At 74.7% G+C, this 13,133-nt stretch carries 11 protein-coding genes and 2 pseudogenes; 8 read left to right on the plus strand and 5 right to left on the minus strand.

Annotation, left to right across the window (positions count from 1 at the left end):
• The first annotated feature begins 31 nt into the window (after positions 1–31).
• Positions 32–1,390 (plus strand): GH1 family beta-glucosidase, encoded by a 1,359-nt coding sequence (locus K7787_RS12435; protein WP_223001471.1) that lies wholly within the window; start codon positions 32–34, stop codon positions 1,388–1,390.
• 148 nt (positions 1,391–1,538) lie between these two features.
• Here the strand turns inward: K7787_RS12435 and K7787_RS12440 are convergent, their stop codons facing one another.
• On the minus strand, positions 1,539–2,363 hold the full coding sequence (locus K7787_RS12440) for an SAM-dependent methyltransferase (RefSeq protein WP_223001431.1): 825 nt from the start codon (positions 2,361–2,363) through the stop codon (positions 1,539–1,541).
• A 263-nt stretch (positions 2,364–2,626) separates the two neighbouring features.
• Here K7787_RS12440 and K7787_RS12445 point away from each other — a divergent pair, with 263 nt between their 5' ends.
• Positions 2,627–3,169: a hypothetical protein gene (locus tag K7787_RS12445; protein WP_009191538.1), complete on the plus strand. Its 543-nt coding sequence runs from the start codon at positions 2,627–2,629 to the stop codon at positions 3,167–3,169.
• A gap of 284 nt (positions 3,170–3,453) precedes the next feature.
• Here the strand turns inward: K7787_RS12445 and K7787_RS12450 are convergent.
• Positions 3,454–4,170, minus strand: a pseudogene (locus K7787_RS12450) (CDP-alcohol phosphatidyltransferase family protein); the annotation flags it as partial.
• A 107-nt stretch (positions 4,171–4,277) separates the two neighbouring features.
• On the opposite strand from K7787_RS12450, the gene K7787_RS12455 reads away from it, so the two are divergent.
• The 5 genes and pseudogenes from K7787_RS12455 to K7787_RS12475 form a co-directional block, all read left to right on the plus strand.
• Positions 4,278–5,261, plus strand: a complete 984-nt coding sequence (locus K7787_RS12455; RefSeq protein WP_223001432.1) for a zinc-dependent alcohol dehydrogenase — start codon at positions 4,278–4,280, stop codon at positions 5,259–5,261.
• A gap of 137 nt (positions 5,262–5,398) precedes the next feature.
• Entirely contained in the window at positions 5,399–5,797 is a 399-nt protein-coding gene (locus tag K7787_RS12460) for a 6-pyruvoyl trahydropterin synthase family protein (protein WP_019985263.1), read from the plus strand.
• The gene (locus K7787_RS12465; protein WP_372456640.1) at positions 5,794–7,029 is read left to right on the plus strand and encodes a glycosyltransferase family 4 protein; all 1,236 of its coding nucleotides are present in this window, start codon (positions 5,794–5,796) and stop codon (positions 7,027–7,029) included. Before K7787_RS12460 ends, K7787_RS12465 begins: the two co-directional genes overlap by 4 nt.
• A gap of 5 nt (positions 7,030–7,034) precedes the next feature.
• Entirely contained in the window at positions 7,035–7,979 is a 945-nt protein-coding gene (locus K7787_RS12470; RefSeq protein ID WP_169438651.1) for a methyltransferase domain-containing protein, read from the plus strand.
• A 230-nt stretch (positions 7,980–8,209) separates the two neighbouring features.
• Positions 8,210–8,965: pseudogene (locus K7787_RS12475) on the plus strand (lysylphosphatidylglycerol synthase transmembrane domain-containing protein); the annotation flags it as partial.
• A gap of 293 nt (positions 8,966–9,258) precedes the next feature.
• Here the strand turns inward: K7787_RS12475 and K7787_RS12480 are convergent.
• On the minus strand, positions 9,259–10,032 hold the full coding sequence (locus tag K7787_RS12480) for a creatininase family protein (protein ID WP_223001433.1): 774 nt from the start codon (positions 10,030–10,032) through the stop codon (positions 9,259–9,261).
• A 38-nt stretch (positions 10,033–10,070) separates the two neighbouring features.
• On the opposite strand from K7787_RS12480, the gene ribA reads away from it, so the two are divergent.
• Complete coding sequence (ribA, locus tag K7787_RS12485; RefSeq protein ID WP_009191545.1) at positions 10,071–10,730, plus strand: GTP cyclohydrolase II; 660 nt, start codon at positions 10,071–10,073, stop codon at positions 10,728–10,730.
• Here ribA and K7787_RS12490 read toward each other — a convergent pair.
• Positions 10,718–12,442 carry an MFS transporter gene (locus K7787_RS12490; protein ID WP_223001434.1) on the minus strand — a complete coding sequence of 575 codons (1,725 nt, stop codon included), beginning with the start codon at positions 12,440–12,442 and terminating at the stop codon, positions 10,718–10,720. The genes ribA and K7787_RS12490 overlap by 13 nt on opposite strands.
• Entirely contained in the window at positions 12,439–13,038 is a 600-nt protein-coding gene (locus K7787_RS12495) for a TetR/AcrR family transcriptional regulator (protein ID WP_223001435.1), read from the minus strand. Before K7787_RS12495 ends, K7787_RS12490 begins: the two co-directional genes overlap by 4 nt.
• Positions 13,039–13,133 lie beyond the last annotated feature (95 nt).

Genomic DNA, 13,133 nt, shown 5'->3' on the forward strand with positions numbered 1-13,133 from the left:
GACCGTACGCCCCGATCCCGAAGGGACTTCCGTGACCATCGACCTCGCCGCGCTCCCGCACGACTTCCTGTGGGGCACGGCCACTTCGGCGTACCAGATCGAGGGGGCCGCCGCCGAGGACGGCCGTGCGCCGTCCATCTGGGACACCTTCTCCCACACCCCGGGAAAGACAGACAACGGCGACCACGGCGACGTCGCCTGCGACCACTACCACCGCTGGCCCGAAGACATCGCCCTGATGCGGCAACTCGGGCTGAACGCCTACCGGTTGTCCATCGCCTGGCCCCGGGTGGTGCCGGGGGGCGACGGCCCGGCGAACCCCAAGGGCCTCGCCTTCTACGACGAGTTGATCGACGGCCTGCTCGAAGCCGGCATCACCCCGTCCGTCACCCTCTACCACTGGGACCTCCCGCAGGCGCTGCAGGACCGCGGCGGCTGGCCCGAGCGGGACACGGCCGAGCACTTCGCCGACTACGCCTCGGTCGTCGCCGACCGCCTGGGCGACCGGGTCAGCCACTGGACCACCCTCAACGAGCCCTCCTGCTCGGCCTGGATCGGCCATCTGGAGGGCAAGATGGCCCCCGGCCTGACCGATCTCACCGCTGCCGTCCGCGCCTCATACCACCTGCTGCTGGGCCACGGCCTGGCCACCCGGGCGATCCGCGCGACGGCCCCGAACGCCAAGATCGGCATCGTCAACAACCTCTCCACCGTGTTCCCCGCCACCGACCGCCCCGAGGACGCCGCAGCGGCGCACCGCCACGACGGCCACGTCAACCGCTGGTGGCTGGACCCGATCCACGGCCGCGGCTTCCCCGCCGACATGCGCGAGGTCTACGGCGTCGAACTCCCCGAGCGGCACGGCGACATGGAGACCATCGCCGCCCCGCTGGACTGGCTGGGCCTGAACTACTACTTCCCGGCCCACATCGCCGACGACCCCACCGGCCCCGCCCCGCACGTGCGTTCCGTACGCCGCCCGGACGTACCGCGCACCGGCATGGACTGGGAGATCGACGCGAGCGGCATCGAGACCCTGCTGCTGCGCCTCACCGACGAGTACCGCGCCCGCAGGCTCTACGTCACCGAGAACGGCTCCGCCTTCCCGGACGTGGTCCGCCCCGACGGCACGATCGACGACCCCGAGCGCCAGGACTACCTGGTCCGGCACCTCGCCGCCTGCGCCTCCGCCACCCGGCAGGGCGCCCCGCTCGCGGGCTACTTCGCCTGGTCGCTGCTGGACAACTTCGAGTGGGCGTACGGCTACGACAAGCGCTTCGGCCTCGTCCACGTCGACTACGCGACCCAGAAGCGCACCGTCAAGGGCAGCGGACACCGGTACGCGGGGATCGTGCGCGCGCACCGGGACGGGGAGCGGAGGGCGGCGTAGCGCCGCCGTCATGGGTTCCGGTGGGCGCGAGCGCGGGAGGCCCGCGCCCACCGGTCTGTCGTGCGCCCGTCGTGCTTGTGGGCCGCCGTCCGTCGTTCCCCGATTCCGGCGGCCCGGCGGCCCGGCGGTTCGGCGGCGGGCGCGGCCGTCAGCCGTCCTTGCGGGCCACCCCGCCGTAGATGCCGATGGGCGGGGCGTCGTGCCGCGGGGGCTCGTCGGGGCGCCAGTCGGTGACCTTGACCAGGCCGGGGTCGAGCAGGGTGAAGTCGCCGAAGAACTCCAGGACCTGGTCGTGCGAGCGGAGGTTCAGGCTGGCGGTGGCCTGGTCGTAGACGGCCGCCGCGTCCTCGCGCCGGTCGGCGTGGACGTCGCCCGTGGCGTGCGAGAGGACGAGGTAGGAGCCCGTGGGCAGCGCGTCGCGCAGGGTGGCGACGACGCCCGCCGGGTCGTCCGCCCCGGCGAGGAAGTGCACGACGGCCACCAGCAGCAGCGCCACCGGCCGGTCGAAGTCGATGACCCGCAGCACCTCGGGGTGTTCGAGGATCGCGCGCGGGTCGCGCAGATCGGCCAGGACGACGGAGGTGCCGCCGGCGCCGTCCAGCAGGGCCATCGAGTGGGTGCTGACGATCGGGTCGTTGTCGACGTAGGCGATGCGGGTGTCGGGGGCGACGCCCTGCGCGATCTGGTGCACATTGGGCTCGGTGGGCAGGCCCGTGCCGACGTCCAGGATCTGCCGGACGCCGCCCTCGGCGACGACGTGCCGGACGGCGCGGTGCATGAACCGGCGGTTGGCGAGGACCCCGTCGCGCACCTCGGGGGCCGCCTTCATGAACCGTTCGGCGGCCTGCTGGTCGACCTCGTAGTTGTCCTTGCCGCCGAGGAAGTAGTCGTACATCCGGGCCGGGTGCGGCTTGCCGGTGTCGATCTCGTACCGGGGAGCGGCGCCGCCGTCGCCGCTGCTGAGGGAGGTCATGGATACCTGGCTCCGTCCTGGACTCGCAACCCGGTGACCGCCGTCCCGGTGATCACCTGTCAGAACATCATCCTGGCACGGCTCGGGCGGGGACGGGACGGGAATCCGGGGCGGCGCGGGAGAGGGCCGCCGCCGGTGCGTTCCGGCGCATGTGTCACTCGATCGGGTGGGGTTCGGCGTGGCGGGCACGGACGGCCGGAGCGCCTCGTTCGACGGGGTGACGGGATCATCCCGGCATCGTCCGGTTTTGAGGGAGACGCGACATGGGGCTGTATTTCCACCACAACGAGGACGGCACGACCACCGGCCGGAACGAGGACACGGGCTTCACCGTGACCCTCGCCGACGAGGAAGAGGTCAAGCGACAGTTGTACGAGGACGCGGGCTGGGAGTACACGCCACCGCCGCCGCCCGTCCCGCCGGGCGTGCACCGGTTCTGCCTGATGGACGAGTCGCCCGGGACCGGCGGCTTCGACGACGAGCGGTATGCGCGGCTGCGGGAGCGACCGCCGCAGGGGTGCGTCCCGGCCGACTGGGGCGGCTTCGCCCTGGAGTGCGAGCGCCCGGGGAAGTCGCTGCTGGACGCCGTCGCCGGCACCGTCGCCGAGATCCGCCGCGAGCACGGGGTCGTGATGAACAGCCTCGGCATCGAGAAACCGCAGGAATGGTTCGGCGCGGACGACAAGGACGGGCATGCGGCGCGCATCGTGGCCCATCTGCTGCTCATGACGGCCCACCGCGCCTCGCTGCTGGGGTACGGCCGCAAGGACCTGGTCCGGCTGCTGGACGCGACGGGGGTGGGGTAGCGGGGGAGGAGGGGCGGATACGGCAGGCGTGCTGCGTTCCGGCGCGGGCTCCCGTCGGGTGCGGCGCAGCCCTCGCATCGGGTGCGGTGCTGCCCTCACACCCTCGGTGAGGTCTCCAGCAGCTCCTCGGCGAGGGAGTGATGCCGGGCGGTCGTCGGTGCGGTCGTCTCTGCGGCGTAGGGGTGCGCCGGGGCGGCCTTCCCCGTGGGGGCGTGTCGCGCGTTCTCCCCGGCAGGGGCGTGCAGCGGTGTTCCAGCCTCGGTGCCGGCCGGTCGCCGCGGGGCCGCCCGCCGGCGCAGCCACAGCACGTCCCGTCCGAAGGACCACACCAGCAGGGCCAGCGCCAGCAGGACGACGCCCAGAGCGGCCGGGTACGGAAGGAGGTGTGCGCCCGCCAGCAGCAGGAGGATGCCCTGCAGGGCGGCCACCGTCTTGCGGGCGGTGCTCGGCGGCAGCGGCGCGGTCAGCCAGGGCAGGACGCGGGCGGCGGCGACGAAGGCGTAGCGCATGCCGCCGATCAGGAGTACCCAGGGGCCGAGGTCCATGGACACGTACACGCTGAGCACCAGGATCAGGAACGCGTCGACCTCCATGTCGAAGCGGGCGCCCAGCGCTGTGGACGTGCCGGTGCGGCGCGCCACCTTGCCGTCCACGCCGTCCAGGATCAGCGCCACCGCCGTCAGACCGACCAGCAACGACACCGGAGGTGAGCTTTCGAACGAGTCCGCGACCAGCGCCGTCACCCCGCCGACGAGGGTGGCCCGCCCCAGCGTCACCCGGTTGGCCGGGCCGAACGAGGCGAGCCGCGAGCGGAGCACGGCCCTGGAGAGCACCGCCCAGGTGGCGAGCGCGAAGACCAGGCCGGTCACCCAGCCCGCCGGGCCCATGCCGATCGCCGTGCCGAGCAGGGCCAGCAGCAGGATCTGCACCCCCGCTCCCACCGCGGTCTCCTGCTGGACGGGCCGACAGGGCCTCGCCTCGTACGTGTTGTTCAGGGCCACCGCACACCTTCCGACGAGTGACAGAGTCGATCAACGCCGCGTACTGTGCGCGGCCTGTGCACACCTCGGTACGTGGACCACTTGCCGATCGTTCAGGAGGACGCTCGATGAACAGTTCCGCCCGTGCCTTCTGGCTCGGTTCGCCCGGCCGGGGCGAGATACGTGACGAAAGCCTTGCGGAGCCCGGTGCGGGTGAGGTCGTCGTGCGCACGCTGTACTCCGGGGTCAGCCGGGGCACCGAGACACTGGTGTTCCGCGGCGGGGTGCCCGTCAGCCAGTACGGGGCGATGCGGGCGCCGTTCCAGGAGGGCGACTTCCCGGGACCGGTGAAGTACGGCTACCTCAACGTGGGCGTGGTGGAGTCGGGGCCGCCGGAGCTGGCCGGGCGCACGGTCTTCTGCCTCTACCCGCACCAGACCCGCTACGTCGTGCCGGCGAGCGCCGTGACCGTGGTGCCCGAGCGGGTCCCCGCCGGGCGGGCCGTCCTCGCGGGCACCGTGGAGACCGCGGTGAACGCGCTGTGGGACGCCGCGCCGCTGGTCGGCGACCGGATCGCCGTGGTCGGCGGCGGGATGGTCGGCTGCTCGGTGGCCGCGCTGCTGGCCCGGTTCCCCGGGGTGCGCGTCCAGTTGGTGGACGCCGATCCCGCGCGGGCCGCCGTCTCCGAGGCGCTGGGCGTCGGCTTCGCCACGCCCGGGGACGCCCTGGACGGCTGCGACCTCGTCGTGCACGCCAGCGCTACCGAACAGGGCCTCGCCCGCTCGCTCGAACTGCTGACCGCCGAGGGCACCGTCCTGGAACTGAGCTGGTACGGCGACCGCACCGTCTCGCTCCCGCTCGGCGAGGCCTTCCACTCCCGCCGCCTGGTCATCCGCAGCAGCCAGGTCGGCACCGTCTCCCCGGCCCGCCGCGGCAACCGCGGCTACGCCGACCGGCTCGCCCTCGCCCTGGACCTGCTCGCCGATCCGGCACTGGACGCGCTGATCACGGGTGAGTGCGCGTTCGAGGAACTTCCGGAGGTCATGCCCCGGCTGGCGTCCGGCGCGATACCGGCCCTGTGCCACCGGGTGCGGTACGGCACGGGCGCGTGAGCTGAGAAACAGGCGCCGCTGACCTGAGAAAAGGGTGCGGGAGGGCTGAACACGGGGAAGCGTGGAGCCGTACTACACGGCATCCCCCGGCAGGTACGGGCGGGGGACCAGACGCGCCGCACCTGGAGGGTCGTCCGTTGTTCAGCATCACCGTCCGCGATCACATCATGATCGCCCACAGCTTCCGCGGCGAGGTGTTCGGGCCCGCCCAGCGGCTGCACGGAGCCACGTTCCTCGTGGACGCCACCTTCCGGCGCGAGCAGCTGGACGACGACAACATCGTCGTCGACATAGGCCTGGCCACCCAGGAACTCGGCGCGGTGGTCAGCGAGCTGAACTACCGCAACCTCGACAACGAACCCGACTTCGCCGGGATCAACACCTCCACCGAGTTCTTGGCCAAGGTCATAGCCGACCGGCTCGCCGAGCGGATCCACAAGGGCGCACTGGGCGAGGGCGCCAAGGGCCTGGCCGGCCTCACCGTCACCCTGCACGAGTCGCATGTCGCCTGGGCGAGTTACGAGCGTGCGCTGTGACCGACACGACCACCCACCGCGCCCCGGCCCCGTCCCCCGCAGCCCCGGCCTCCGTAGGCCCGGCCTTCGCGGCCCCGTCCCTCGACTACGTGCCCGCGCAGCGCGCGAGCCTGGACAACGTCGGGATCATCCCCATGTCCCTGCGGACCGCGCACTTCGTCCTGCCGGGCGGCGTCGACGACCCGGCCACCCCGAGCGGCGGCAACGCCTACGACCGCCGCGTCAGCCTCGACCTGCCGGGCTTCGGCTGGCAGGTCCGGCCGCACCCCGTGCCCGGCGACTGGCCCCGCCCCGGCGACCGGGCCCGCGCGGACCTCGCCCGGACGCTGCGGGAGCTGCCGGACGGCGCCGTCGTCCTCCTCGACGGGCTCGTCGCCTGCGGCGTCCCCGAGATCGTCGTACCGGAGAGCGAACGGCTGCGCCTGGCGGTCCTCGTGCACCTCCCGCTCGGTGACGAGACGGGGCTCGACGCGGCCGTCGCCGCCGAACTGGACGCCAGGGAGCGCCAGGTGCTGCGGGCCGTGCCCGCCGTCGTCGCCACCAGCGACTGGGCGGTCCGCCGGCTCGTCGCCCACCACGGCCTCGCCCCCGAGCGGGTGCACCTCGCCACCCCCGGCGCCGACATCGCGCCGCTCGCCCCCGGAACCGACGGCGTCTCGCGCCTGCTGTGCGTCGCCGCGGTCACCCCGCGCAAGGGCCAGCACCGGCTGGTGGAGGCCCTGGCCACGGTCACCGACCTGCCCTGGGAGTGCGTGTGCGTCGGCGCTCTGACCCAGGACCCGGCCTACGTCGCCCGGCTGCGCGACCTGATCGCCGGGCACGGCCTCCAGGACCGCTTCCACCTGGCCGGACCGCGCACCGGCGCGGACCTCGACGCCGCTTACGCCGCCGCCGACCTGATGGTCCTCGCCTCCTACGCGGAGACGTACGGCATGGCGGTCACCGAGGCGCTGGCGCGCGGTGTGCCCGTGCTGGCCACGGATGTCGGGGGCGTGCCCGAGGCGGTCGGCCGCGCACCCGACGGCGGGGTCCCCGGCATCCTCGTCCCGCCGGAGGACCCCGCCGCCCTCGCCGCCGAACTGCGCGGCTGGTTCGGCGAGGCCGACGTGCGCCGCCGGCTCAAGGCGGCCGCCCGGGGCCGGCGCGCCGCCCTCGACGGGTGGGCCGCCACCGCCCGCAGCCTGGCCGGCGTCCTGGCCCGGCTTCCGCGCGAACCCCGGAGGGCGGCATGAGGGACATGACGGCCGCGTCCCGGACCGGCGGCCCCGACGCGGTGATCGCGGGCGCGGGCCCCGTGGGAAGTCCCGGCGAGCGGGCCACCGTACGGCTCCGGGCGGAGGCAGCGGCGGAACCGCCCCGGTACGCGCCCGAGTGGCTGCGGCTGCGGGAGCCCGCCGACGCGGCGGCTCGGGCCACGGACCTGCTCGCGCCGCTGCGCGCCCGCCTCGCCGAACGGCCGCCCGCACAGGGCGGGTTCGTCGTGCACGACCTGGGCTGCGGCACCGGCTCGATGGGCCGCTGGCTCGCCCCCCGGCTGGCCGGCGCACAGCACTGGGTCCTGCACGACCGCGACCCCTATCTGCTGCACTTCGCCGCCGCGGGCGCCGCGCGCGCCGCGGCGGACGGCAGCCGGGTCACGGTGGAGACCCGGCGCGGCGACGTGGCCCGGCTGACCCCCGACGCCCTGGCCGGGGCCGGCCTGGTGACGGCGTCCGCCCTGCTCGACGTGCTCACCCGCGACGAGGTCGCCGCCCTCGCCGCCGCCTGCGCCGGAGCCGGCTGCCCCGCCCTGCTCACCCTGTCCGTGGCCGGCCGGGTCGCACTCACCCCGGCCGACCCGCTGGACGCCGACCTCGCCGAAGCCTTCAACGCCCACCAGCGCCGGACCGGACTGCTCGGCCCGGACGCCGTGGCGGCGGCCCGCGAGGCGTTCGCCGCGCACGGCGCGGACGTCGCCGTGTGCCCGAGCCCCTGGCGGCTCGGCCCCGGCGAACGCGAACTGGCCGCCCAGTGGCTGCGCGGCTGGGTCGGCGCGGCCGTCGAACAGCGCCCCGGACTGAAGCAGCGGGCCGACCGCTACCTCGCCGAGCGTCTGGAGGCCTGCGCGGCGGGGGAGCTGGAGGTCGTCGTGCACCACGACGACCTGCTGGCCCTGCCCGCGCGGACGGGAGGCGCCGCGTGAGCGTGCAGACGGTGGACGTGCCGACGGCGAGCGCGAACGCCGTGCCCGCCGCCCCCGCCCCCTCGTTCCGTGCCGCCCGGACCGGTCCCTCCCCGGCCCCCCGGGCCGCGACCGCTCCCGGCCACGCCACCCGCGCCCGCAGGGTTCTCACCCGCGGCGTCCTCGCCCGCATCGACACACGTGTGCTGCGGGCACACCTCGGCACCGTGACGGGTGTGCTGATCCTGGCCGTGCTGCTGTGGCGGCTGGGCACCGGGGTCTTCCTGGACGGGCTGCGCCGGATCGACGCGCCCACGCTTGCCGTCGCGGTCGCCATCGGCGCCGTCACCACTGTGTTCAGCGCCTGGCGCTGGCAGTTGGTGGCCCGCGGGCTGCGCGTCCGGCTGCCGCTCGGCCCGGCCGTCGCCGACTACTACCGCGCGCTGTTCCTGAACGCGGCGCTGCCCGGCGGCGTTCTCGGCGACGTGCACCGCGCGGTGCGACACGGACGCAGCGCGGGGGACGTGGGGCGCGGTGTGCGGACCGTCGTCCTGGAGCGGGTGGCCGGGCAACTCGCCCTCGCCCTCACGGCGGTGGCGGTCCTGCTGACCCTGCCGTCCCCGGTCCGCTCGCAGGCCCGGCACCTCGCACCGCTCATCGGCCTCGCCCTGGTGGGCGCGCTGGCCGTCGCCCTCGCCCTGCGGATGAACCGGGCGCCCTCCGGCGGCCGCCGGGAAAGCCGCCCGCACCGGCTCCTCGGCGAAGCGCGCGAGGGCTTGCTGTCCCGCCGCACCGGGCCCGGTGTCGCGGTCTCCTCCGCCGTCGTGCTCGCCGGGCACCTCACGACGTTCGTGGTCGCCGCCCGGGTGGCCGGGTGCGCCGCTCCCGTCGCCGTGCTGCTGCCGCTCGCCGTGCTCGCGCTGGTGGCGATGGGAGTGCCGCTGAACGTGGGCGGGTTCGGTCCCCGGGAGGGCGTCACGGCGTGGGCGTTCGGCGCCGCGGGCCTCGGCGCGAGCACCGGGCTGGCGGTGGCCGTGGTGTACGGGGTGCTGAGCTTCGCGGCGAGCCTGCCGGGGTCGCTCGTCCTGGTCGCCCGCCGCCGCGCCGCGCCGCCGGCCGGACGCCGGACCGCCTCGACGGCCCTCGAGTCCGGGCTCCGGGTCACGCCGACGGACCCGGAGCCCGGACCCCGGGTCACACCGGCGAACCCCGAGTCCGGGCTCCGGGTCACACCGGCGAACCCGGAGCCCGGACCCCGGGCCGCACCGGTCGACCCGGAGCCGGTGCCCGGCCCCCCGGCTCACTTGGACGGTTCGCCCGAGGTCAGCAGCGAGAAATACGGCCCGAAGGAATCGGCGAGGCTCGCCAGCAGTTCCTTTCCCTTTTCCGCGTCGCCCAGGGAAGGACGGCCGATGACGCCCGATTCGGTATAGGCGGACATTCCGACGGTGAGGAGATGACGCCGGTCGTCCGCGACGAAGTCCGCCTTTTCATAGCCTTCTTTGACCAATTCGGGGTGCGCGTGCAGAAGAATCGACGTCTCGATTTCCCCGGCGTGCATGTCCGTGAGCAGCGAGGTGCGCACCCCGGCCCGTTCCCGGGCCGTCTCCCAGTCCTCCGCGGCCGGGAAGAGCACGATGTGCTCGCCGCGCGCGGAGGACTCCTGGACGACGTTGCCCAACACGTAGTTCCCGCCGTGCCCGTTGACCACGACCAGGGCGTCCACGCCGGAGCGGCGCAGCGAGTCGGCGATGTCCCGCACCACCGCGTGCAGGGTCACGGCGGAGATGCTGACCGTCCCCGGCCAGGCCGCGTGCTCGTGCGAGCAGGAGATCGTCACCGGTGGGAGCGGGTGCACCGGGTACGCGGCGGCGATCTCCCCGGCGATGGCACAGGCGACCAGCGTGTCCGTCGCCAACGGCAGGTGAGCGCCGTGCTGTTCGAAGCTTCCCACCGGCAGGACGGCCACCTGCCGCGCCCGGCCCGCTCCCCGTGTCCGTACGTCCTCCGTGGTGTCCGCCGGCACCAGGCCGCGCGCACCGGATGCCGTCGGCCGCGTTCCTGAACCACTCATCGTTTCCCGGCCTTTCGTCTCTGCTTAGGAACCAGATCATGACAGAAAACCTCGGCGTACTCGGCAAGAAGTCTCCACGGCGCACGGGTGTGGAACGCGTCGTGAATGCCCCGCTGCCCACGGTCCACGGGAAATTCCAGGCGATCGGCTACCTCGACCACGACCGCGGCGACGAACAAGTCGCGCTGGTGCACGGCGACATCGGCGCCGAACGGGTCCTGGTCCGGCTGCACTCCGAATGCCTGACCGGCGACGCCTTCGGGTCGCAGCACTGCGAGTGCGGCGACCAGCTCGCCGCCGCGCTGCGCGCCGTGGTCGCCGAAGGCAGCGGCGTCGTCGTCTACTTGCGGGGCCACGAGGGCCGGGGGATCGGACTGCTCGCCAAGCTGCGGGCGATGGCCCTGCAGGCGGAGGGCCTGGACACGGTCGAGGCCAACCTCGCCCTCGGCCTGCCGGTCGACGCCCGCGACTACGGCGTCGCCGCCGGGATGCTGCACGACCTCGGCGTCCGCTCGGTACGGCTGATGTCCAACAACCCGCGTAAACGGGAGGCGTTGGTGCGGCACGGCATCGAGGTGGCCGAGCAGGTGCCGCTGCTGATACCGCCGTGCGAGAGCAACATCACCTATCTGCGCACCAAGCGGGAGCGCCTGGACCACCATCTGCCGCACCTGGACGCGGTGGCTCACCTCTCCTGAGCCGGCGCCGGGCCGGTGGCCGGGACCGCCTCGCCGCCGGTGTCGCCGTCGGCCGCGCACTCCGCCTCGGCGCGCCGCCGTTCGGACGAAGTTCGGTGGCCGCCGCGTCCCGGCAGCGCCCAGGCCGCCGCTGCCGCACCCGCCCCGGCCACGGCGGCGAGCGCCGCCAGGGCCGGTCCGGCGCCGCCGCCCGCCGTGCGCAGCGCGGTCGCCGCGGCCACACCCAGGGCGGGGCCGACGTTCATCGCGGTCTGCTGCAGCCCGCCGGCGACCCCGGCGGAGGCGACGGCCGCCTCACGTACGACGACCTGGGTCGCGGCGACCATCACCGTGCCGAACCCGGCGCCCAGCAGCGCGAAGCCGGTGCAGAGGGCGGGCGCGGCCGTCGCCCGGGCGAGCACCAGCACGCCCAGCGCGAGCAGGAGCATCGCCGTCACCGTCGTACGGCGTGCCCCGAAGCGGCGCAGCAGCACCGGGCACCCGGCTGCCGCGAGAACCATCAGGAGCGCCAACGGCAGGCTGCGCAGGGAGCTTTGGAAGGGGTCGAGGCCGAGCGTGTCCTGGAGCACGTAGGTGGCGACGAACAGCGTGCCGGACAGGGCCGCCGACGCGGCCACCAGCACCACCAGCGCGGAGCCGACGGCCGCCGAGCCGATGACGTCCGGCGGCAGCAGCGGAACGGCGGTGCGGCGCTCGTGCCGGACGAACGCGACCCCGGCGACCACGGCCACCGCCGCCACGACGGCCGTGCCCGGCCCCGCGCCGCCGGGCTCCGCCACGGCGACCAGCGCCCGCACGACACACCCGAGCCCCACCGCCAGCAGCACGGCCCCCGGCAGATCGAGCCCGGCGACCGACAGCCACGCCCCCGCGCCGCGCTCCGCCCGCTCGCGGTACTCCGCTCGCCCGGCCTGCGCCCTGCGCTCTGCCCGCGCCTCGTGCCCCGGCCGTCCGGCCCGCTCGCCGTACTCCGCCCCCGCGCCGCGCTTCCTCCGCCCGGCCCACCCCGAGCGTCCGGCCCATCCGGCCCCACGGGCACCACCGATCCGTCCGATTCGTCTGATCCGTCCGGCCCGAGCGGCCGGAGCCGTCCGAGCGGCAGGCTCACCCCGCTCGTGACCCCGCTCGGCCCCGTGCGGCACCAGCGCCAGCAGGCCGAACAGCAGTGCCGGGCCCACGTTCAGGAAGAACGCCGCTCGCCAGCCGGGTCCCGCCGCCAGTGCGCCGCCTGCCAGGGGTCCGGCCGCGGCCGCCACCGCGATGGCGCTCGTCCGGACCGCCAGCGGCGTCGCGAGCCGGTCCGGCGGGAAGGCGGCGCGCAGCATCCCCAGCGTGGCCGGCTGCGCCAGCGCGCCGAACACGCCCTGGGCGACGCGCAGTGCGATCACCCAGCCGATCGAGGGCGCCAGCCCGATGCCCGCCGACGCCGCTCCGAAGCCGAGCATCCCCACGGCGAACAGCCGCCGGTGCCCGAGGGGCCGCCGCCCGCGCAGCAGGCCGTGCGGGAGGTCGCCGAGCCGTCCGGCGAACACCAGCAGACTCGCCACCGCGATCAGATAGCCGGTGCTGGTCCACTGCACCTGTGCGTACGACGCGTCCAACTCCCGTTGCAGCCGGGGCTGGGCCACGGTGAGCACCGTGCCGTCCAGGGCCACGATCACCGCCCCGGCCACACTGCTCGCGAGCGTCACCGCCCGGAGGCGGCGGCTCACCTCCCGTCCTCCGGACCGAGGTGCGCGTCCAGGGTGGTGCGGAGGAGGGGAGTGAAGTCGTCGGTCCCTGTGGCCAGTTGGAGGCTTCCCCAGCGCCAGAGCTGCGCGATGCCGTGCAGATTGGCCCACAGGGAACCGGCGACCACGCGCGCGTCGGCGTCGGGACGCACCCGGCCGACGAGGTCCACGAGGACGCCGAAGAGGGGCAGGCTGGTGTCCCGCAGGCCCAAGTGACCGCTCTCCAGCAGGTCGTGGCGGAACATCAGCTCGTACATGCCGCGCTCACGCGTGGCGAACTCCAGATAGACGCGTCCCAGCGCGGTCACCTGGGCGCGCGGGTCCGCCCCGCCGTCGCCTAGGGCGCCCCGGGCCTCCTCGACCCGCGCGGCCAGCTCGACGAAGCCGCGCCGCGCGATGGCGGACAGCAGCTCCAGATGGGTGGGGAAGTAGCGGCGCGGCGCTCCGTGCGAGACGCCCGCCCGGCGGGCGATCTCCCGCAGTGTCAGCGCCTGGACGCCCTCCGTGGCCAGCAGCTCCGCGCCCACGTCGACCAACCGGTCCCGCAACGCCCTCGAACCCTCGTCCGACTCAGTCATAGACACTGTCTACCAGGGGTGGGTAGACAGTGTCTACCGCGATCGTGGCCGCACCCTCCGGGAATGCCCGGAACAACCCTCCGGGTTGACCCGGA

It is taken from the genome of Streptomyces sennicomposti (genome assembly GCF_019890635.1).
GTDB classification, from domain to species: Bacteria; Actinomycetota; Actinomycetes; order Streptomycetales; family Streptomycetaceae; genus Streptomyces; species Streptomyces sennicomposti.

Coding starts and splice junctions, on each gene's coding strand:
- K7787_RS12495 (WP_223001435.1), bottom strand. CDS start 13,038: ATGACTGAGTCGGACGAGGGTTCGAGGGCGTTGCGGGACCGGTTGGTC.
- K7787_RS12440 (WP_223001431.1), bottom strand. CDS start 2,363: ATGACCTCCCTCAGCAGCGGCGACGGCGGCGCCGCTCCCCGGTACGAG.
- K7787_RS12470 (WP_169438651.1), top strand. CDS start 7,035: ATGACGGCCGCGTCCCGGACCGGCGGCCCCGACGCGGTGATCGCGGGC.
- K7787_RS12480 (WP_223001433.1), bottom strand. CDS start 10,032: ATGAGTGGTTCAGGAACGCGGCCGACGGCATCCGGTGCGCGCGGCCTG.
- K7787_RS12455 (WP_223001432.1), top strand. CDS start 4,278: ATGAACAGTTCCGCCCGTGCCTTCTGGCTCGGTTCGCCCGGCCGGGGC.
- K7787_RS12445 (WP_009191538.1), top strand. CDS start 2,627: ATGGGGCTGTATTTCCACCACAACGAGGACGGCACGACCACCGGCCGG.
- ribA (WP_009191545.1), top strand. CDS start 10,071: ATGACAGAAAACCTCGGCGTACTCGGCAAGAAGTCTCCACGGCGCACG.